General features: G+C 58.2%; 17 protein-coding genes, 4 tRNA genes and 1 pseudogene. 9 read left to right on the top strand and 13 right to left on the bottom strand.

Features of this window, described 5'->3' with window-relative positions; genetic code table 11:
* Positions 1–13: 13 nt before the first annotated feature.
* The 5 genes from ACYZTW_RS28810 to ACYZTW_RS28830 form a co-directional block, all read right to left on the bottom strand.
* Positions 14–1,345 carry an ATP-grasp domain-containing protein gene (locus tag ACYZTW_RS28810; RefSeq protein ID WP_462002754.1) on the bottom strand — a complete coding sequence of 444 codons (1,332 nt, stop codon included), beginning with the start codon at positions 1,343–1,345 and terminating at the stop codon, positions 14–16.
* 70 nt (positions 1,346–1,415) lie between these two features.
* Complete coding sequence (locus ACYZTW_RS28815; protein ID WP_462002755.1) at positions 1,416–2,756, bottom strand: ATP-grasp domain-containing protein; 1,341 nt, start codon at positions 2,754–2,756, stop codon at positions 1,416–1,418.
* A gap of 15 nt (positions 2,757–2,771) precedes the next feature.
* Positions 2,772–3,524 carry a hypothetical protein gene (locus ACYZTW_RS28820; protein WP_462002756.1) on the bottom strand — a complete coding sequence of 251 codons (753 nt, stop codon included), beginning with the start codon at positions 3,522–3,524 and terminating at the stop codon, positions 2,772–2,774.
* Between the two features lie 64 nt (positions 3,525–3,588).
* Positions 3,589–3,885 (bottom strand): 2Fe-2S iron-sulfur cluster-binding protein, encoded by a 297-nt coding sequence (locus ACYZTW_RS28825; RefSeq protein ID WP_462002757.1) that lies wholly within the window; start codon positions 3,883–3,885, stop codon positions 3,589–3,591.
* A 96-nt stretch (positions 3,886–3,981) separates the two neighbouring features.
* Positions 3,982–5,241 carry an MFS transporter gene (locus ACYZTW_RS28830; protein WP_462002758.1) on the bottom strand — a complete coding sequence of 420 codons (1,260 nt, stop codon included), beginning with the start codon at positions 5,239–5,241 and terminating at the stop codon, positions 3,982–3,984.
* A 153-nt stretch (positions 5,242–5,394) separates the two neighbouring features.
* Between ACYZTW_RS28830 and ACYZTW_RS28835 the strand changes: the two genes are divergently transcribed.
* The 5 genes and pseudogenes from ACYZTW_RS28835 (at position 5,395) to ACYZTW_RS28855 (ending at position 8,405) form a co-directional block, all read left to right on the top strand.
* Positions 5,395–5,850, top strand: coding sequence for a winged helix-turn-helix transcriptional regulator (locus ACYZTW_RS28835; RefSeq protein WP_462002759.1), 456 nt, complete (start codon positions 5,395–5,397; stop codon positions 5,848–5,850).
* Positions 5,851–5,993: 143 nt separating this feature from the next.
* Positions 5,994–6,083 (top strand): annotated as a pseudogene (locus ACYZTW_RS28840) (MOSC domain-containing protein); the annotation flags it as partial.
* A gap of 68 nt (positions 6,084–6,151) precedes the next feature.
* Positions 6,152–6,325: a DUF3094 domain-containing protein gene (locus ACYZTW_RS28845; protein WP_008154890.1), complete on the top strand. Its 174-nt coding sequence runs from the start codon at positions 6,152–6,154 to the stop codon at positions 6,323–6,325.
* A 60-nt stretch (positions 6,326–6,385) separates the two neighbouring features.
* Positions 6,386–7,684 (top strand): NAD(P)/FAD-dependent oxidoreductase, encoded by a 1,299-nt coding sequence (locus ACYZTW_RS28850; RefSeq protein ID WP_462002760.1) that lies wholly within the window; start codon positions 6,386–6,388, stop codon positions 7,682–7,684.
* 322 nt (positions 7,685–8,006) lie between these two features.
* Positions 8,007–8,405 (top strand): HvfA family oxazolone/thioamide-modified RiPP metallophore, encoded by a 399-nt coding sequence (locus ACYZTW_RS28855; protein ID WP_462002761.1) that lies wholly within the window; start codon positions 8,007–8,009, stop codon positions 8,403–8,405.
* A gap of 63 nt (positions 8,406–8,468) precedes the next feature.
* Here the strand turns inward: ACYZTW_RS28855 and ACYZTW_RS28860 are convergent, their stop codons facing one another.
* The 8 genes from ACYZTW_RS28860 to rluD all read right to left on the bottom strand — a co-directional run bounded on the left by ACYZTW_RS28860 (position 8,469) and on the right by rluD (position 15,344).
* Positions 8,469–10,094, bottom strand: coding sequence for a methyl-accepting chemotaxis protein (locus ACYZTW_RS28860; RefSeq protein ID WP_462002762.1), 1,626 nt, complete (start codon positions 10,092–10,094; stop codon positions 8,469–8,471).
* A gap of 154 nt (positions 10,095–10,248) precedes the next feature.
* A tRNA-Pro gene (locus ACYZTW_RS28865) sits at positions 10,249–10,325 on the bottom strand.
* A gap of 97 nt (positions 10,326–10,422) precedes the next feature.
* Positions 10,423–10,498, bottom strand: a tRNA-Lys gene (locus ACYZTW_RS28870).
* Positions 10,499–10,503: 5 nt separating this feature from the next.
* Positions 10,504–10,580, bottom strand: a tRNA-Pro gene (locus ACYZTW_RS28875).
* 9 nt (positions 10,581–10,589) lie between these two features.
* A tRNA-Asn gene (locus tag ACYZTW_RS28880) sits at positions 10,590–10,665 on the bottom strand.
* Between the two features lie 299 nt (positions 10,666–10,964).
* On the bottom strand, positions 10,965–13,529 hold the full coding sequence (clpB, locus tag ACYZTW_RS28885) for an ATP-dependent chaperone ClpB (RefSeq protein ID WP_462002763.1): 2,565 nt from the start codon (positions 13,527–13,529) through the stop codon (positions 10,965–10,967).
* A gap of 130 nt (positions 13,530–13,659) precedes the next feature.
* Positions 13,660–14,385, bottom strand: a complete 726-nt coding sequence (gene pgeF / locus ACYZTW_RS28890) for a peptidoglycan editing factor PgeF (protein ID WP_462002764.1) — start codon at positions 14,383–14,385, stop codon at positions 13,660–13,662.
* The gene (gene rluD, locus ACYZTW_RS28895; protein WP_046048807.1) at positions 14,382–15,344 is read right to left on the bottom strand and encodes a 23S rRNA pseudouridine(1911/1915/1917) synthase RluD; all 963 of its coding nucleotides are present in this window, start codon (positions 15,342–15,344) and stop codon (positions 14,382–14,384) included. Before rluD ends, pgeF begins: the two co-directional genes overlap by 4 nt.
* A gap of 151 nt (positions 15,345–15,495) precedes the next feature.
* On the opposite strand from rluD, the gene ACYZTW_RS28900 reads away from it, so the two are divergent.
* The 4 genes from ACYZTW_RS28900 to ACYZTW_RS28915 all read left to right on the top strand — a co-directional run bounded on the left by ACYZTW_RS28900 (position 15,496) and on the right by ACYZTW_RS28915 (position 19,797).
* A complete protein-coding gene (locus ACYZTW_RS28900) occupies positions 15,496–16,518 on the top strand; it encodes an outer membrane protein assembly factor BamD (protein WP_462002765.1) in 1,023 nt (340 codons plus the stop codon).
* Between the two features lie 123 nt (positions 16,519–16,641).
* The gene (locus ACYZTW_RS28905) at positions 16,642–16,875 is read left to right on the top strand and encodes a PP0621 family protein (RefSeq protein WP_008154904.1); all 234 of its coding nucleotides are present in this window, start codon (positions 16,642–16,644) and stop codon (positions 16,873–16,875) included.
* Positions 16,865–18,454: a sensor histidine kinase gene (locus ACYZTW_RS28910; protein ID WP_462002766.1), complete on the top strand. Its 1,590-nt coding sequence runs from the start codon at positions 16,865–16,867 to the stop codon at positions 18,452–18,454. The genes ACYZTW_RS28905 and ACYZTW_RS28910 overlap by 11 nt, the downstream gene beginning before the upstream one ends.
* Positions 18,451–19,797, top strand: coding sequence for a sigma-54-dependent transcriptional regulator (locus ACYZTW_RS28915; RefSeq protein ID WP_462002767.1), 1,347 nt, complete (start codon positions 18,451–18,453; stop codon positions 19,795–19,797). Before ACYZTW_RS28910 ends, ACYZTW_RS28915 begins: the two co-directional genes overlap by 4 nt.

A 19,797-nucleotide genomic window follows, 5' to 3' on the forward strand; every position in this document is an offset into this window, starting at 1 on the left:
TAAAAGATAGGGATCAGGACGCAACCTTGAACAGAAGCTCGGACGCCAGGCTCCGGTTCAGGACCACCAGCCACTGCTCGCGCAGCACCCTCACCAGATCGCGGATGTCTACGGTCGCGTCATGCAGCGCGACGCATGCGTGGGCCACGAAGTCGCTATTGTCTCGGGGGATTGCATGGATCAGCCGTGACTCGCCAGCGATCCACGCACACTCGATGAGGGCGATATCTTCTTTCGCCAGGTCCAGAGACTGTGCCGCCAGGGCCAGCGCGTCTTGGACTAGTGCCTGTATATCGCCCAGTTCGGCCACGTCGAGCGTCACGTCGCAGGGCACACCGAACATCACCGTGGCGGCGCTGCAGGTGGCGGGTGGCAGCTCATCCGGCACACGCCCGGCAAATACCGAGTCAACCCAAGCCGCATACAGGTCAAGCCCATGAACGGCATGCGCCAGCGTCCAGATCTTCATACCGCCGGGACGACGGTTCGGCTCGATCACTGCGGTGTTGTAGCCGGTATCGCTGAGCTTGATCTCGTTGTGAAACGGACCAATACGCTGTCCGACCAGTTGATTGACCTGCTCGCCAGCCGCCCGAATGGCAAGTTGCTCTTCCTCGCTCAGGCGGGCAGGCAGGATCTGCGCCACTTCTACGGGATAGCGCCCGGTAGCGCTGACTTTCTCGGTGACAAACCACAGATTCCCCAGGCCGTCATAGGAATACTCGCGGGTAAACGTGATGAACGCTTCTGCCAGCACGCCCTTGTCCAGATAAGGCGCGACTTCCGAAAAGGCCTGCTCACAGTCACCTCCCGGCGCCACCATCACCACGCCGCGGTTGTTGCCTTCGCAAGCGGGTTTGATCACGAAACCGCGATCCTGGCGGACGGCAAAATTGCGCACATCGTTCAAGCAGTCGATTCGCACGAAGTCCGGCAACATGACCCCCTGCTGGTTCAGCAGGGGGCGGATGCGATGTTCGGCGATGCGGTACGCCAGCTTGTCAAATGCTCCAAGCGCAAGTTGTGCATCGTCCACAGGCAGCCCGAGCCGTTCAAGCAGCGCTGCACCACTGGCCACCGCGTTGTCGGAAAAAACCATCCCGGCAGTGATCCTGGCGGCGTCATCGCCCAGCTGACTCAGCGCATGACTGATGAAGTCGGGATCCAGAGGATCGGCATCGATCACCCTGTCGCTGATGTCCTTGTCATGGTCCTGGGGATTGGCCCTGACCAGCCAGGTCTGTGCACCCCATTGCTTGCGCGCATAGTCGCGCATGTGCAGGACATCGCCGATCCGGCTCAGGTTGTAGTCCACTATTAGCAAAACAGGCGCGCGCAGCGGCATGTTCGTCATCCTCATCCGTGGGGTTGGTCATGGACAGCAGTAATGTTCCAGGCGATTGCTCACCGATTTTTCAATGGCTTTCGGCCTGATACCGGATATCCAGCGCGGTGGCGGAAATGCTGACCAGGCGTTCAAGCTCCGATGCCCGTTTGGCACGTTCGAACGTCCACAACAATTGGCCCAGAAACACTTCACGGGCGTGTGCGGGAATCACATCGCCTTCTTTCAAAAGGATGTGCTGCACGACCGGGTCGAGCGGCAACTCGTTCAGCGTCACTGAGCTCAGCGTTCCCGGCTTCGCGAAATAGACCCGAAAGAATGTCGCCACGGACTGTTCGCTCGTGCCATCCGCACGCCAGCCATACTGAGCCAGACGCTGCACGAGATCTTTGCGTGGCTGGGCATCGTCCTGGCTGGCCAGCAGAAGGTCCAACCACAGTGAAAGCATGCTGTGACCGTGGGTAACAGCCTCGACGCTGTGGGAGATCAGGCTGCCGCCGACTCGCGGGTTGATTTCGATCAGGTCCCAGTGCTGCCCGGTGAAGCGCGCTTCCACGTGATAGCAGCCCCACTTGAGATCCATGCAACCCAGTACATTTTCGAGCCAGTGCAGACCCGCAACGATCTGGGCCTGGTCGAGGCTTACCGGGGGCGTGGTGCAACTGTCCTCCAGCACCGTGTCAGCGGTCTCGGTCACTTCGTATTTTTCATGGATGGCCACGACATGAACCTGACCATCGACCAGCAGAGTCTCGAAACTGAATTCGTGGCCGGGGATGTAATTCTCCGCCATGAACTCCAGTCCATCGTTGAACGCCGAGGCATACACCGTGTCCTCGACAGAGGCCAGCCGCAGTTCCTCGAGTGCATTCCAGGTGGTGTCTTCGCGCATGGGAAATGCAGCATAGGAGGCGATCCCATGAATTGGCTTGATGAAATAGCGCTGGTTCTGCACCTTCAGCAATTCCAGCAGATCTGCAGTCAGGGCATGGGCGTTAGTCTGCGACAATCCCACCTCGGCAAGCCGGTTGCGCACCTTAAGCTTGTTACGCAGTGCCAGTGCCTGCCGCGCATCAATGTCATAAGTACCAAGCGAAGCGTTGGCTGATGCCATCAGGTGGCGATAGCCTTCCCATACACTGATGCAGCACGTGACCTGCTCGCCCGACTTGCGCAGGGTCCGAAGAGCATTCTGTACATCCTCCAGCTTCAACTGGTGAGAGTCGGAGGTGTAAAGCCGGTCCGCCCAGGCCTGAATCTCTTCCAGCCGGGTCGGCACATGTTCTGGAAGCGGCAATGAAGACAGTACGAAACACCGGAGCTGCCGTCGCCGGAGCTCCTCCTTCAAGTCCTCCAGGAAAGAAAAGCCACAGTGGCTCAGGATCAAAACACCGGGTCGGTTTGAATTCATTGCCTGCTCCATGGCTTAAGCTGCCTTGTCTTGCGGCTTGGCCAAGGTGTTGATGTACAGCTCGCTGAAGTACATCGCGAGGATCTTCTGGTGCTCTTCGAGGTAGCGTTTCAGCGCAGTGATGTCCTGCTCGCCCTTGATCAGGAAGCGCAGTGCCGCCCAGACTTCACCCGGGTGGTCATCATTGATGTCGGTATGCGAGTGGGAAACCTGGCCAACAATCTTGGTCTCGCCGATCGAAGACTTGAGCGCTTCGAGCTTGCGCGGTTCGAGCTTCACGTTGACGTACTCAACCAGGTAGGAATAAGCGACCACGCCAAGCGGTCCCTCATGGTCCAGCAGGTACGAAAAGAAGCCGGCCAGCAGCTTGGTGGACAGGTAGGGTTCGGTGGCGAGAAATTCCTCGCGGCTGACGCCTACTCGTTCCAGGTCCTGAATGAACAGGTCGTCGTGGAGCATCTCTTCCTGCTCGTAGTGGGCCCAGATCTGCGCAGCTTCCGGGCTGACCTTGGCCACTTCGACCAGCGCTTTTGCTTCGGCAACCCGCAGCAGTCGGATGCGCCATGCTGTTTCGATCAGGTGACGCTTGTAATACAGACTGTTCACGTCCTTGCCTTCCAGGTGAGCGGCCTGAGGTACGGTTTCGTACCATTGCTCTACCTGGCGATCGATTATCTGGTCAATTTCCCCGCGCAGATTCACCGAAGCGGCGGCGTTGAGAAAAGGAGTGCGATCACCATAGCCAACATTCTTTACACGGTTAAGCATAAACAAGCCTCTTTTAAGTTTATTTAAAACGCTTTAAATAATTAACAGACTTCAACAGCAACTATCAGCCAATGATATCAATGGCCACTTCACCTCTTATCAGGCATTGACAGGCCAGCCGGTATTCTTCACCGCTGTAACCCAGTACCTCGATAAAAGCCTCTTCATCGTCATCCCGAGGATTCAAAGCCTCGATACCTGATGTAACCCTGATCAGACAGGCGCCACACGCCCCTACGCGGCACCCCAGAGGAATCACGTTTTTTCCTCCGGCCTCGTACTCTATATCCGTGAAGGGGGCATTGACCGGTAGCTGAAATTCAAGTTGATGCGAAGTAATAGTTAATGTGTGCAGTGCCATACATACCTCATATTGATATTCAAGTTTGTGTGGCAGGCACACAGTTCCACGCCAGAGTTCGCAAACAATGGAAAGTAGTTTTCGACGATCAAGAAGTTATCGGGAGGTCAGTTCCAGATACAACCAATACAACAGGGCTATCCCACTGATGGCAGCACCCAACAGGCAAACGGCCACCCAGCCAAAGTGAGCATAAGTGTAAGTGGCAGCTATTGCGCCCAAACCGCTACCCACTGAGTAGAAACACATATAGGCGCCCACCAGACGGCTTTGCGCATCGGGCCGCGCCGCGAAGATCAGGCTCTGATTGGTCACATGCACCGCTTGCACGGCAAAGTCCAGCAGTACTACGCCCACCACCATGGCCAGCAATGAGCTTTCAACAAACGCGGTTGGCAGCCAGGACAAGGTCAATAGCGCCAGAGCAACGCCTGTCGTGCGATTGCCGAGCCCTTGGTCGGCCAGTCGCCCGGCCCGTGCTGCGGCCAGCGCGCCAGCCACTCCGGCCAGACCGAACAGGCCAATCTGGGTATGTGAAAGCGACAGCGGAGGCGCGCTTAGCGGCAGTACCATTGCGGTCCACAACACACTGAATGCGGCGAATATGAGCAGGGCAAAGGTGCCTCTGACGCGCAGTGTGTGTTCTGTCAGATACAACTGGAAGACCGAACGCAGTAACTTCCAGTAGCTGCCTTTGGCTGGTGGCGTTGTCGACGCCGGCATGGTTCGGTACAGCACCAACGCCATGCCAACCATCAAGGCTGCCGACATGAAGTAGACGCCTCGCCATCCGGCCAGGTCAGCCATCGCGCCAGAGACGAAGCGGGCGAGCAGAATGCCCAGCACTACGCCACTGGTCACCGTTCCGATGGCTTGGCCTCGCTGGTCAGGGCTCGCCAGTGTGGCAGCGTAGGCGACCACCACTTGAACCACGACGGCCATCAGACCGACCAGCACCATCGCGCCGAGCAGCATGCCCCAACCTTGGGCCAGTCCTACTGCGCACAGGGCTACGGCCGACATCAGCATCTGCGTCAGGATGAGTTTCTTGCGGTTCAGCAGATCGCCCAGAGGGACTATGAAAAGCAGCCCCACCGCATATCCGGCCTGAGTAGCAGTGACCACCACTCCGATAGCGCTGGGCGGAACCGACAGGCTGGCGGCCATGGACTCCAGCAGCGGCTGTGCGAAATAGACATTGGCCACGGCCATAGCGCAGGTGATAGCGAAGAGAAGTGTCTGGTAATGGCTGAGGGTGGTGGCTGCACGCCCCTGAGGTAGCAGGGTAGTGGCTCCGCCTGCTGATTTTTCGGCTTCGAAGTCCATTTTCAAAGGTTTTTGAGCGTTCAGCGTCATCACTCCATCCTTGGAAGTATGTGGTTTTTAAAGAAAACCGATGCGTTGATTTTTAGCAAACCTGGTTCTAAAATACAACTAGATATTTCAAAATATTTTCGTCTGACGTTAGAACTTTTTCATAAACAATCTACCCCGGAAGGTTGGAGAGTCATGGCCAGACAAAAGCTACTGGCACAGAGCGAATGCCCTGTGGCCCGGACTCTTGAAGCTATCGGAGATCGTTGGGTGTTGATGATCATCCGCGACGCTTTCGATGACGTTCGCCGCTTCAGTGAATTCCAGAAACGTCTTGGCCTTGCCAAAAACATCCTTACGGTCAAACTCAAAATGTTGGTCGAGTTGGGCGTATTCGAAGTCCAACCGGCGTCCGACGGCAGTGCCTACAAGGAGTATGTTTTAACCGAGATGGGGCGCTCCGTGTTTCCCATAGTGGTCAGCATGCGCCAGTGGGGTGAGCGCTTCCTCTACAGCAAGGGCGAGAGTCATTCGGTGCTGCTGGACAGCGACCTGTCGGAGCCGGTCGAGACCATCAGGGTCCGTTCCAGAGTGGGCAAGGTATTGACCCCGGCAGATTGCCACCGGCGCGTGGTCGAGCGCGATGCTTGATAGTCGCGGCTCTGCCATCGACCCAGGCAGGCATCCTGCGCCAATACCCGGGACGTTTGACCGGCTCGGCCCCATCTCAAAAAAAATTTATGCGTGTTTGGGTCGATTTGGAGAAATATCAGGACTTCTGCTTGGGGTAACTAATGTTACAAAGTGGAATCATTCGCCTGGACGATACGGTGAGCGTCGAGCCCATTCCGGCCAGCGGCTATGCTCCGTTCAATGTGGGCTAACGTGTTACACAGCAGCCTGCTTGTAGCTTCTACACATTTAGCAACGTCTACCCCTGACGAGGCCCAATATGACCAGCCGCCTGAACCCCGACGACCAAAAGCATGTCGAAGAGTACCTGCAACTGTCCCAGCACCAAGTCGAGCGCCGGCCTTTCCGGCCGTGGATGCTCCTGGTGGTGGTGTTGGCAGTGACCATTGGTTTGGGCCTGTTGAGCCGACTTATCAGTTACCTGACGCTATGAGCTGCATCGCGCTCGCTCGGGTAATGGCACCGATTTCTTTTAGCCTTGCGAGATATCCCCATGACTCATCGTATTGTCATCGTTGGCGGCGGCGCCGGCGGTCTGGAGTTGGCTACCCGTCTGGGTAAGACTCTGGGCAAACGCGGCACGGCCAGTGTGATGCTGGTCGACGCGAACTTGACCCACATCTGGAAACCGCTGTTGCATGAAGTGGCGGCCGGATCGCTAAACTCTTCCGAAGACGAACTCAACTATGTTGCCCAGGCGAAATGGAACCACTTCGAGTTCCAGCTGGGGCGCATGAGCGGGCTTGATCGCGCACAGAAGAAAATCCAGCTGGCCGCCACCTATGACGAAGCCGGCATTGAACTGGTCCCGGCGCGCGAAGTGGGTTATGACTCGCTGGTGATCGCGGTCGGCAGCACCACCAACGATTTCGGCACTCAGGGCGCAGCGCAACACTGCCTGTTCCTCGACACCCGCAAACAGGCCGAGCGCTTTCACCAGCAATTGCTCAACCACTACCTGCGCGCCCATGCCGGGCAAACCGACAAGGTCGAGCAGATCAGCGTGGCGATCGTGGGTGCCGGTGCCACCGGGGTCGAACTGGCCGCCGAACTGCACAACGCTGCCCATGAACTCGCGGCTTACGGCCTGGACCGGATCAAACCAGAGAACATGCACATCACGCTGATCGAAGCCGGACCACGGGTGCTACCCGCCCTGCCGGAACGTATCGGCGGGCCGGTGCATAAAACCTTGGAGAAACTCGGCGTTAACGTCATGACCAATGCCGCGGTCAGTGAAGTGACGACCGACAGCCTGATTACCGCCGACGGCAAAGTGATCAACGCCAGCCTGAAAGTCTGGGCCGCCGGGATTCGTGCACCGGGCTTCCTCAAGGACATCGATGGTCTGGAGACCAACCGGATCAATCAGCTGCAAGTGCTGCCGACCCTGCAAACCACCCGCGACGAGAACATCTTCGCCTTCGGTGACTGCGCGGCCTGCCCGCAGCCAGGTACCGATCGCAATGTTCCGCCACGCGCCCAGGCTGCGCATCAGCAAGCTTCGTTGCTGGCCAAATCGCTGAAACTGCGGATCGAAGGCAAACCTCTGCCTGCGTACAAATACACCGACTACGGCTCACTGATCTCGCTGTCGCGTTTTTCGGCGGTGGGTAACTTGATGGGCAACCTCACCGGCAGCGTGATGCTTGAAGGCTGGCTGGCGCGGATGTTTTACGTATCGCTGTACCGCATGCACCAGATGGCGCTGTATGGCGCGTTCCGCACGGCGATGCTGATGTTGGGCAGCAAGATCGGGCGCGGGACTGAGCCGCGCCTCAAGTTGCACTAACCCCAATCTAACTGTGGGAGCGAGCCTGCTCGCGATGGCGTCTGAACAGTCGACATCAATGTCGCCTGACACACCGCCATCGCGAGCAGGCTCACTCCCACAGTTGATCTCCATTGATTTGGAGATGTGTGTCTCACTGTATCTCCCCCCGCGTTTCATCCCCTTCGCTTACAAACTCCCCCCTTGCGCGACACAGTAGCGATACACCACACCCGCTAAATGGCCACACCCGAGCAAGGCACCCCGCCTGCACAGGTTTATCGCCGCACTGACGTGGCGTCCTTTATCGAACGGTTGTGTCGTGCAACCCAGGAGTATTGAAATGTCCCGTACCACCAAAAACACTATCGGTCTGCTCGGCGCTGTTTTGGCCGGTGGCATGATGTTGTCCGGCTCTGTGTTCGCCTCGCAACCTCTGACGCAGGGCTACCTGCTGGCCTCGGCCGAACAGGTCGTGAAAACCCCTGAAGGCAAATGTGGCGAAGGCAAGTGTGGCGATGCCTCGATGGCTAAAACCGACACGGATGGCGACGGCAAGGTATCCCGTGCTGAATTCCTGAAAGTCGCGCCAAAGTCCAATTTCGACAAGATCGACACCAACCATGACGGTTTCATCGACGAACAAGAAGCTTTCGATAACGTGAAAGCCAACTACGAAGCCAATGGCAAGAAAATGCCAAAAGGCTTGTTCGAGCACTTGAAGGACCAAGACGGCGCCTAAGCCTCTGAGATCCAAGCCGCGCTTTTCCGTCGAGAAGCGCGGCTTTTTTGCGTCTGGAAAAAATTAAAGCTGGAAGCGCCGCACCATGCCCTGCAAGGCATTAGCCAGTTGTGATAGCTCCTGGCTGGAGGTGCTGGTCTGATCCGCGCCGGCGGCAGATCGCACCGAAAGATCACGAATATTCACCAGGTTGCGGTCGACTTCACGTGCCACCTGCGCCTGTTCTTCGGCAGCGCTGGCGATTACCAGATTGCGCTCGTGGATCTGATGAACCGACGCGGTGATGGTCTGCAACGCCTCGCCTGCACGCTCGGCCAGGGCCAATGTGCTGGCCGCACGGGTTGAGCTGGCCTGCATGGAATCCAGCGCCTGAGTCGAGCCGCTGCGCATGCCCTGAACCATTTGCTCGATTTCCTGAGTCGATTGCTGCGTGCGGTAGGCCAAGGCGCGAACTTCGTCGGCAACCACCGCGAAACCTCTACCGCTTTCCCCGGCGCGCGCCGCTTCAATGGCGGCGTTGAGGGCCAGCAAGTTGGTTTGCTCGGCAATCGCACGAATCACATCCAGAACCTTGCCGATGTCCTGAGACTGGTTGGCCAGGGACTGCACCAATGTGCCAGTGATCTGCACATCGCTGGCAAGGGCGCCGATGGCCGTGACTGTTTCGCTGACCCGCTCCTGACCCGCGTGCGCGGACTCACTGGATTGGCGCGTGGCGTCGGAGGTCGACACCGCGTTGCGGGCGACCTCCTCCACCGCGGTGGTCATTTCAGTGACAGCCGTCGCCGCTTGTTCGATCTCGTTGTTCTGCTGTTGCAGGTTCTGAGTGCTGTCGAGCGTGACCGCATTCAACTCGTCAGCCGCTGTCGCCAATTGCGCCGCCGAGCCGCTGATACCTTGCAAGGTTTCACGCAGGTTGTGCTGCATGGTCGCCAACGCCTTGAGCAAGCGACTTACTTCATCGTTGCCATGGGTTTCGATGGGGCGAGTCAGGTCGCCTCGTGCCACGTTTTCCGCGGCATTCAACGCTTCGTTCAACGGCTTGACGATACTGCGGGTCAGCAGCATCGCCAGGCCGACAGTGGCCAACGCCGCCAATGCGATGAACAGGCTGACGATCATTCGCGATGTTTCGTAATGCGCTGCCGATTTCTGGCTCTCGGCGACGACTTGTTTGGCGAACAGATCCGCCAGGTCAGTGAGCTGTTTGCCGGAGCCATCGACCACGGTTTTCATGTCGACCAGCAGCAACTTGGTCAATTCGTCACCACGACCCTGTTCGGCCAGGGAGAACGATTGAGCAATACCGGAGCGATAAGCCGCGAAGGTGGTTTTGAACTGGTCATACAAGGCCTTGCCTTCTGCGGTATTGACCAACTGATCATAAGCCGCAATCTTCTCGCTCAACTCTTTGTCGCGGGTGTCCATCTGGCCACGGTAGACAGGAATGTTCTTCGGATCCTGATCCAGGGCCATGCGCAGGGAAATAGTACGGATGCGCAGCATTATTTCGCGGATCTCGTCACCACCACGAATGCTCGGCAGCCATTGTTTCTCCACCGCCACCTCGCTGTCGCGGATGCTCGACATTTGTCCCAAGGCAAATAGGCCGAGCAAAGCGACCAATACGGCAATCAGGGCAAACCCCAAGGCTGCCCGAGGAGCGATATTTAACTGACGAAGCAACATAACGAACGCCCTTTTTCTTGTAGTGGCTTGGATAAGGGGCGTTGTTTCGGCAGTACCCCGTCGTCTCGTTATCGGCAAGTTGTACGATGACTGAAGTGTTCTTTTTCGAAGACAAAAAAAATCCCCGTATCTTTCGATACGAGGATTTTTAATATGGTCGGGGTAAGGGGATTCGAACTCCTGACATCCTGCTCCCAAAGCAGGCGCGCTACCGGACTGCGCTATACCCCGGTAATAAAAAGGCGACCTTTAAAAAGTCGCCTTCTTCGATCAGTGCTTTTGGCCTCTGATCTTAAGATCTGATCCCAGCGTTAACTGGTTTCAAAAATGGTGGGTCGTGTGGGATTCGAACCTACGACCAATTGGTTAAAAGCCAACTGCTCTACCAACTGAGCTAACGACCCAAAAATGGTCGGGGTAAGGGGATTCGAACTCCTGACATCCTGCTCCCAAAGCAGGCGCGCTACCGGACTGCGCTATACCCCGGTTTGAAATTGGCTCCGTGACCAGGACTCGAACCTGGGACCCAATGATTAACAGTCATTTGCTCTACCGACTGAGCTATCACGGAACTACATATTTCAATTTACAACTGTGAAGCTTGCTTCACCCCTTCGACCCGTTCGCATCGCTGCGTTCGTGTGTCTGAGGCGCGCTATTCTACAATCTTAAGCACCTCTGTCAACCCCCTAAATTGCTTTCAAGTTAATGATTTGCAACTTATTTCAGATTCCTGCTTGGGGAGCAGAAACCCTTCAGGGCGACTTACTGCGGGGCGCACTTTACAAGCCTTTTCCTTTCAGTTCAACAGCCTGGCGAAAAAAAGGCCTCGCAATGCGAGGCCTCACAGGTTTTGCTGCCGCCGGGGATTCAGACGAAGACGATTTCGTCGTTTTCCACGACACCCTTGGCGGTATCGCCCGGCATGAAACGACCGGACAGAATCAGCTGCGCCAGCGGGTTTTCGATCCAGCGCTGGATGGCTCGTTTGAGCGGCCGTGCGCCGTAAACCGGGTCGTAACCCACCGCTATCAGCTTATCCATGGCCTCAGGGCTGAGATCAAGCTTCAGCTCGCGCTCGGTCAGTCGACTGCGCAGACGACCCAACTGGATCTCGGTAATGCCCGCGATCTGATCCCGAGCCAATGGCTCGAAGATCACCACTTCGTCGACCCGGTTGATGAACTCCGGCCGGAAGTGCGTGGAAATCGCATCCATCACCGCCGCACGCTGTGCTTCACGATCACCGACCAGTTCCTGGATCTGCACCGAACCGAGGTTGGAAGTCATGACAATCACGGTATTTTTGAAATCCACCGTGCGGCCATGACTGTCGGTCAGTCGGCCATCTTCCAGCACTTGCAGCAAGATGTTGAAGACGTCCGGGTGGGCCTTCTCGACCTCGTCCAGGAGGATCACCGAATAAGGCTTGCGACGCACCGCCTCGGTCAGGTAACCGCCCTCTTCATAGCCTACATAGCCTGGTGGCGCGCCTATAAGACGAGCCACGGAATGTTTCTCCATGAATTCGGACATGTCGATCCGCACCATCGCCTCTTCCGTATCAAAGAGGAACTCGGCCAGCGCCTTGCACAGCTCGGTTTTACCGACACCGGTCGGGCCGAGGAACATGAACGAGCCGCTCGGGCGATTCGGATCGGACAACCCGGCACGGGAACGCCGCACAGCGTTGGAAACGGCAATCACCGCTTCGTCCTGGCCGATCACACGTTGGTGCAACAGGCTTTCCATCTTCATCAGCTTGTCGCGCTCGCCTTCGAGCATTTTCGACACGGGAATGCCGGTCCACTTCGAGACCACTTCGGCGATTTCTTCTTCGGTCACCTTGCTGCGCAACAACTGGTTTTCGCTTTTGCCATGCTGGTCGACCATTTGCAGGCTGCGCTCCAGGTCCGGGATTACCCCATATTGCAGCTCGGCCATGCGGTTCAGGTCGCCTTTGCGGCGCGCTGCTTCCAGTTCCTGACGGGACTGTTCGATTTTTTGCTGGATCTGCGCAGAGCCCTGTACTTCGGCTTTTTCCGAGTTCCAGATTTCTTCGAGGTCCGAGTACTCACGCTCGAGGCGGACGATTTCTTCCTGGAGTTTTTCCAGACGTTTTATCGCGGCTTCGTCGCTTTCTTTCTTCAGCGCCTGGGATTCCACCTTCAGCTGAATCAGACGACGCTCCAGACGATCGAGCACTTCCGGCTTGGAGTCGATCTCCATGCGGATGCGGCTGGCGGCCTCGTCGATCAGGTCGATGGCCTTGTCCGGCAGCTGACGATCAGTGATGTAGCGATGACTGAGCTTGGCCGCAGCGATGATCGCGCCGTCGGTGATCGCCACCTTGTGGTGAACCTCGTAACGCTCCTTCAGGCCACGCAAAATCGCGATGGTGTCTTCTTCACTCGGCTCGTCCACCAGCACTTTCTGGAAGCGCCGTTCGAGGGCCGCATCCTTCTCTATATATTGGCGGTACTCATTGAGCGTGGTCGCGCCGACGCAGTGCAGCTCACCGCGAGCCAACGCCGGTTTGAGCATGTTGCCCGCATCCATCGAGCCTTCGCCTTTACCGGCGCCGACCATGGTGTGCAGTTCGTCGATGAACAGAATGATCTGCCCTTCCTGCTTCGACAGTTCGTTGAGCAGGGATTTGAGGCGTTCTTCGAACTCGCCACGGTACTTGGCACCGGCAATCAGCGACCCCATGTCCAGAGACAGCAGGCGTTTGCCTTTCAGTCCATCCGGCACTTCGCCGTTGATGATGCGCTGGGCCAGGCCTTCGGCGATGGCGGTTTTACCCACGCCAGGCTCACCGATCAGCACCGGGTTGTTCTTGGTGCGGCGTTGCAGGACCTGAATGGTCCGGCGAATTTCGTCGTCACGGCCGATCACCGGATCGAGCTTGCCTTCTTCGGCGCGCTTGGTCAGGTCGACGGTGTATTTATCCAGCGCCTGACGCGACTCTTCGTGGTTGGCGTCATTGACGGCCTCACCACCGCGCAGGTTGTTGATCGCGTTTTCCAGGGCTTTCTTGCTGACGCCCTGGCCGAGCAACAATTTGCCGAGCTTGCTGTTCTCGTCCATGGCGGCGAGCAACACCAGCTCACTGGAGATGAACTGATCGCCCTTCTGCTGGGCCAGACGATCGGCCTGATTGAGCAGGCGCGCCAAATCCTGCGACATGTTCACGTCGCCGGTCGGGTTCTGGATTTTTGGCAGCTGGTCGAGCTCTTTGGTCAGCTCTTTACGCAAGCTGTTGACGTCAAAGCCGACCTGCATCAACAGGGGTTTGATCGAACCACCCTGCTGTTCAAGCATGGCTTGCATCAAGTGCGCCGGTTCAATACCCGGATGATCGAGGCCGACAGCCAGGGATTGGGCGTCGGACAAAGCTAACTGCAATTTGCTGGTTAAACGGTCTATACGCATGGGTCACCTTCCTTTTGAGCAGGCCGGACCTATAAAACATCCTGAATGAAGAAACCTGCCAGATACCGCTATAGATGCGGTCGATTCTGGAAGATTCAAGCGTCAAGCAGTTGATGTAGATCAGCGAGGTTTAGCGTTCGAGCCATACAAGGGAGGCAAACCGACCAGTGCGTGGACTGCGGCGGTAAGAAAAGAAGCGTGGATCGGTCACGGTGCAGAAACCGCCACCATAAACAGCGGTGATACCGCGAGCGGCCAGGCGCAAACGCGCCAGCTCATAGATGTCGGCCATGAATTTGCCAGCATTGGCACTCGGCACAAAGGCTTTGGCGGCTTCGGGTAATTGCTCGACGAAGGTTTCGCGCACTTCCGAGCCGACTTCAAAGGCTTGCGGGCCAATGGCCGGGCCCAACCAGACGAGCACTTCTTCTGGTGGCACGGCCAGCGTGTCTAGAGTCGCTTCCAGCACACCCGCCGCCAACCCGCGCCAACCGGCATGGGCCGCCGCGACGCGAGTGCCTGCACGGTCGCAAAACAATGCCGGCAGGCAGTCAGCAGTCATCGCCGTGCAGGCAATACCGGGCGTTGCCGTCCAGCTGGCGTCGGCTGTGACCACCTGGCTTGGGTCTGCGTGGGCCACGGCAATGCCGTGAACCTGCTTTAACCAGGCCGGTTGAATAGAGAAATGTTCGGTGAGGCGACGGCGGTTTTCGACAACAGCTTCGGGGCTGTCGTCGACGTGATCGCCGAGGTTGAGGCTGTCGAACGGCGCCAGACTGACGCCGCCCGCACGGGTGGTCACGCAGGCTTTCACCCCGGCAGGCGCAGGCCAGTCGGGAATCAGCCAGTCACTCATCCGATGAACGCCTCGCGGTCTTGCTTGAGCAGTGTCAGCAACCAGACGAAATCGTCCGGAAGCGGCGATTCCCAGCTCATGCGTTTACCGGTGGTCGGGTGATCCAGCTCCAGGAACCGCGCATGCAGCGCCTGACGCGGGAACGCCTTCAACGATTCGATCATGGTCACACTGGCTGCCGGCGGAATGCGGAAACGACCGCCGTAGGCAGGATCTCCGACCAACGGGAAGTTGATGTGAGCCATATGCACACGAATCTGGTGCGTACGACCGGTTTCCAGCTTCACCCGCACGTGAGTGTGGGAGCGGAAACGCTCGAGCACGCGGTAATGACTGACGGCTTGCTTGCCACCTTCCATCACAGCCATGCGCTGGCGTTGCTGACCGTGACGACCGATCGGCGCGTTGATCTTGCCGCCGGCAGTCACCACACCGATCACGATGCACTCGTAGATCCGGCTTACGCTGCGGCTCTGCAATTGCGTGACAAGCTGTGTCTGCGCCTGAATGGTCTTGGCCACCACCATCAGACCGGTGGTGTCCTTGTCCAGGCGATGCACGATACCGGCGCGGGGCACATTAATGATGTCCGGCACGTGGTGCAGCAAGGCGTTGAGCAAGGTGCCATCGGCATGACCGGCGGCAGGATGCACCACCAGACCCGCGGGTTTGTTGATCACCAGGATGTCGTCGTCTTCATAGACGATGTCCAGTTCGATGTCTTGAGCGATCCATTCGCCCTGAGCTTCCTGCTCGGCAGTAAGCTCAAGAATGGCGCCACCGTGAACGATGTCTCGCGGGCGGATAACCGCCCCATCCACAGTCAGGCGGCCGTCTTTGATCCAGGCGGAAAGGCGCGAGCGCGAGTGCTCAGCGAATAATTGTGCGGCGACTTGATCGAGGCGTTGGCCGCCCAATTCGGACGGCACCTCTGCGCGAAGTTCAATTTTATCGGACATGCTCAGACTAGGCGTCGGCACAGCCTTTGGTTTCGGCTGCGCGCTTGTGGTTAAATACGGCGTCTTTTGCCCCGAGGCTATTCAACGGGGCGCTCATCATAACAGGACGGCCCCGCCCAAGACAGCGGCCGTCATAGGGACGCAAGCCGCCATGCAAGTGAAACACCTGCTGCTGATCGCCATCCTCGCATTGACCGCTGCTTGCTCATCGAAGGAAGTCGTAGACGAAAACCTGAGCGAGGTCGAGCTGTACCAGCAGGCTCAGCACGATCTGGACAACAATAGCTACACCGCCGCCACAGCCAAGCTGAAGGCGCTGGAGTCGCGTTATCCGTTCGGTCGCTACGCCGATCAGGCTCAACTCGAGCTCATCTATGCCAACTACAAGAACACCGAGCCAGAGGCTGCGAAGTCCGCCGCCGAGCGCTTCATCCGCTTGCACCCGCAGCACCCGAACGTGGATTACGCGTATTACCTCAAGGGTCTGACTTCTTTCGATCAGGATGTCGGCCTGTTGTCGCGCTTCCTGCCGTTGGACATGACCAAGCGTGACCCGGGTGCCGCTCGCGACTCCTACAACGAGTTCGCCCAGCTGACCAGCCGTTTCCCCAACAGCCGCTACTCGCCGGACGCCAAGCAGCGCATGATCTACCTGCGCAACCTGCTGGCGGCTTACGAAATTCACGTTGCCGACTACTACCTGACGCGTCAGGCCTATGTCGCCGCCGCGAACCGTGGTCGTTACGTGGTGGAAAACTTCCAGGAAACCCCTTCGGTCGGTGACGGCCTGGCGGTGATGACAGAGGCCTACCAGCGTCTGCACCTGGATGAACTGGCCAACACCAGCCTCGAAACCCTGAAACTCAACTACCCGAACCACCCAAGCCTGGTGGACGGTCAGTTCGTGCCATCGGTGGCCGAAGCCGACAACCGTTCGTGGTTGAGCAAGGCGACCCTGGGCCTGATCGAATCCCGTCCACCGCTGCCGCCGGGCGAAACCCGCGCCAACCAGGACGTGCAGAAACAGTTCCAGGACGCCAAAGACGCGATTCCGAACGATCTCAAGCCTAAAGACGAAAATGGCGACGTGATAGAAGAAGAACAACACGAGTCCGAAGCCAATAACAGCGACCGCTCGTGGTTCAGCTACATGACCTTCGGCGTGTTCGACTGACACGTCGGGTTGTACAAAAAAGGAGCCTTTCGAGGCTCCTTTTTTATGGGCTCGATGATTACGCTGTGCGCTGGTCATGTCCTTGGCTAAACTGGCTCATCACTCGTCAAATAGCAGCTCATCATGCTTCGTTTACTGTTCTGGATCGCCCTGATTGCCGCTGCGGTATGGTTCTGGCGCAAGTTCAAGGGCCAGGCTTCTGTGCCCAAGTCCTCTGCCGAGCTGGAAGCGGCTCCGATGGTCCGCTGCGCTCATTGCGGCGTACACCTGCCACGCGACCGCGCCCTAAGCCTTCAACAACAGTGGTATTGCAGCCAGGCTCATCTTGAGCAAGGCCCGGGTTCCAGTGATCGCTGAGACCTCCAGTCCCGGCAGCAAACAGGCCCAGCGACTGCTGCGCCTCTATCACCTTTACCGCTTGAGCGTCGGCATTACCCTGGTGCTGTTGATCTCCAGCAACATGGACAACCAGCTGCTGACGTCCGCCAATGGCGACCTGCTGCGCAGTGGCAGCTGGTTATACCTGGTGCTGAATATCCTGCTGGTGGTGTTCCTTGCGAACACCCGGCGCCCGGCGCAACTGTTCAGCCTGGCGCTGACCGACGTCCTGTTGCTGTGCGGTCTGTTCTATGCCGCCGGCGGTGTGGCCAGCGCCATCGGCAATTTGCTGATCGTATCGGTAGCCATCAGCAACACCTTGTTGCGAGGGCGCATCGGCCTGCTGATTGCCGCCGTTGGCGCGCTCGGCATCGTGGGGCTGAGCTTCCTCCTGAGTTTCAGCCATCCCGCCACCCCCAACGATTACCTGCAAGTCGGCACGCTCGGCGCCCTGTGTTTTGCTGCGGCATTGCTGGTGCAAGGGCTGATCCGACGCCTGGAAGTCAGCGAAACCCTGGCCGAACAACGGGCCAGCGAAGTTGTCGGACTCGAAGCACTCAACGCACTGATCCTGCAACGAATGCGTACCGGCATCCTGGTACTCGACGACAAGCGGCGGGTTCAACTGGCCAACCATAGCGCCTTGAACCTGTTAGGCAGGGAGAATCTTGCAGGCCAGTTGATCGACGACTACTCACCCAGCCTGGTCGAACGCCTGCAACTGTGGCTCAACAATCCGACGCTCCGCCCCCAGAGCCTGAAAGTCGCCAGTAGTGGTCTGGAGCTGCAACCGAGCTTCATTGCCCTGGACCAAAGCCCACACCACCAGACCCTGGTCTTTCTCGAAGACCTCGCGCAAATCGCCCAACAGGCCCAACAACTGAAGCTGGCCGCCCTCGGCCGCCTGACCGCCGGTATCGCCCATGAAATCCGCAATCCACTGGGCGCCATTAGTCATGCCGCGCAGCTATTGCAAGAATCAGAGGAACTGAATCGCGCGGATCGACGTCTGACACAGATTATTCAAGACCACTCTCAGCGAATGAATCGGGTAATCGAAAACGTCCTGCAACTGTCCCGCCGCCAGCAAACCGTAGCGCAACGGCTTGATCTGAAACCGTGGCTGGAGCAGTACGTCAACGAAACCCGCGAGGGGGCGCCCGAGCATCAGCAGATTCATCTGCGCATCGGTTCAGGAGACTTCAAAACCCTGATGGACCCCAACCAGCTGACCCAAATTCTCGACAATTTGTTGCGCAACGCCTGGCGCCATAGCACCTTGAATCACGACCTGGCACAGGTCTGGCTCGAGTTGTTCGTCGACCCGGACAGCCAGCTGCCGGTCCTCGAGATCCTGGACGATGGCCCCGGCGTGGCGCCGGAGCATCACGTGCACTTGTTCGAACCGTTCTTCACCACCAGCCCCCAAGGCACCGGCCTGGGGCTTTATCTGTCCCGTGAGCTGTGCGAAAGCAACCAGGCCCGCCTAGACTTCAAACCACGCCAAGGCGGCGGCTGCTTTCGCATCACCTTTGCTCACGGACGGAAACAAAGTTGAACATAAGCCCACGGCAAAAAGTCCTGATCGTCGACGACGAACCGGATATCCGCGAACTCCTGGAAATCACCCTGGGACGGATGAAACTCGACACCTTCAGTGCCCGCAACCTCGGCGAAGCCCAGGCCCTGCTGTCGCGAGAGACCTTCGACCTGTGCCTCACCGACATGCGCCTGCCGGACGGCACCGGCCTTGAGCTGGTGCAACACATCCAGCAACGCCACCCACTCGTACCAGTGGCAATGATCACCGCTTATGGCAGCCTGGAAACGGCGATCAACGCCCTCAAGGCCGGCGCCTTCGACTTCCTGACCAAACCGGTGGACCTCACTCGCCTGCGGGAACTGGTCAGCAGCGCGCTGCGTTTACCTGCGCCGGGCGGCACCGGCGTCGCCATCGATCGCCGGCTGCTGGGTGATTCACCGCCCATGCGCGCCTTGCGCAAACACATCGACAAACTGGCCCGCAGCCAGGCGCCGGTGTACATCAGCGGCGAATCCGGCAGCGGCAAGGAATTGGTCGCGCGACTGATCCATGAGCAAAGCCCCCGCGCCAGCCAACCGTTTATCCCGGTCAATTGCGGGGCGATTCCGTCAGAATTGATGGAGAGCGAATTTTTCGGTCATCGCAAAGGCAGCTTCAGCGGTGCCATCGAAGACAAACCCGGACTGTTCCAGGCGGCCCATGGCGGCACCCTGTTCCTCGACGAAGTGGCTGATTTGCCGCTGGCGATGCAGGTCAAGCTGCTACGGGCGATACAGGAAAAAGCCGTTCGCGGTGTCGGGGAACAGCAGGAAACCGTGGTCGATGTGCGTATCCTTTGCGCCACCCACAAAGACCTCGACGCCGAAGTCGCCGCCGAACGCTTTCGCCAGGATTTGTACTACCGGTTGAACGTGATCGAACTAAGGGTGCCGCCCTTGCGCGAACGCCGGGACGACATCGAATCCCTCGCCAGCCACGTGCTCAAACGCTTGGCCATCAGCACTGGCCAACCCGCCGCAAAACTCCACCCCCAAGCCCTCGACGCACTGAAAAGCTATCGCTTCCCCGGCAATGTGCGGGAACTGGAGAACGTACTCGAACGGGCTCACACGTTGTGCGAAAACAAGCAAATCGAAACCAGCGACCTGCGGCTGGCCGAAGGTAACTGCAACCCGGAAGGTGGGGTGCCGGACCTGACGCAGATCGACAACCTGGAAGACTACCTGGAAAACGTCGAACGCAAACTGATCCTCCAGGCCCTCGAAGAAACCCGCTGGAACCGCACGGCGGCGGCTCAGCGGTTGAATCTTTCATTCAGGTCGATGCGCTACAGGCTCAAGAAACTGGGACTCGATTGA

The organism is Pseudomonas sp. LB3P25 (genome assembly GCF_054897985.1).

Coding starts and splice junctions, on each gene's coding strand:
- ACYZTW_RS28820 (WP_462002756.1), bottom strand. CDS start 3,524: ATGCTTAACCGTGTAAAGAATGTTGGCTATGGTGATCGCACTCCTTTT.
- rluD (WP_046048807.1), bottom strand. CDS start 15,344: ATGTCCGATAAAATTGAACTTCGCGCAGAGGTGCCGTCCGAATTGGGC.
- ACYZTW_RS28845 (WP_008154890.1), top strand. CDS start 6,152: ATGACCAGCCGCCTGAACCCCGACGACCAAAAGCATGTCGAAGAGTAC.
- clpB (WP_462002763.1), bottom strand. CDS start 13,529: ATGCGTATAGACCGTTTAACCAGCAAATTGCAGTTAGCTTTGTCCGAC.
- ACYZTW_RS28900 (WP_462002765.1), top strand. CDS start 15,496: ATGCAAGTGAAACACCTGCTGCTGATCGCCATCCTCGCATTGACCGCT.
- ACYZTW_RS28850 (WP_462002760.1), top strand. CDS start 6,386: ATGACTCATCGTATTGTCATCGTTGGCGGCGGCGCCGGCGGTCTGGAG.
- ACYZTW_RS28835 (WP_462002759.1), top strand. CDS start 5,395: ATGGCCAGACAAAAGCTACTGGCACAGAGCGAATGCCCTGTGGCCCGG.
- ACYZTW_RS28815 (WP_462002755.1), bottom strand. CDS start 2,756: ATGAATTCAAACCGACCCGGTGTTTTGATCCTGAGCCACTGTGGCTTT.
- ACYZTW_RS28825 (WP_462002757.1), bottom strand. CDS start 3,885: ATGGCACTGCACACATTAACTATTACTTCGCATCAACTTGAATTTCAG.
- ACYZTW_RS28830 (WP_462002758.1), bottom strand. CDS start 5,241: ATGACGCTGAACGCTCAAAAACCTTTGAAAATGGACTTCGAAGCCGAA.
- ACYZTW_RS28905 (WP_008154904.1), top strand. CDS start 16,642: ATGCTTCGTTTACTGTTCTGGATCGCCCTGATTGCCGCTGCGGTATGG.
- ACYZTW_RS28860 (WP_462002762.1), bottom strand. CDS start 10,094: ATGTTGCTTCGTCAGTTAAATATCGCTCCTCGGGCAGCCTTGGGGTTT.
- ACYZTW_RS28855 (WP_462002761.1), top strand. CDS start 8,007: ATGTCCCGTACCACCAAAAACACTATCGGTCTGCTCGGCGCTGTTTTG.
- ACYZTW_RS28810 (WP_462002754.1), bottom strand. CDS start 1,345: ATGCCGCTGCGCGCGCCTGTTTTGCTAATAGTGGACTACAACCTGAGC.
- pgeF (WP_462002764.1), bottom strand. CDS start 14,385: ATGAGTGACTGGCTGATTCCCGACTGGCCTGCGCCTGCCGGGGTGAAA.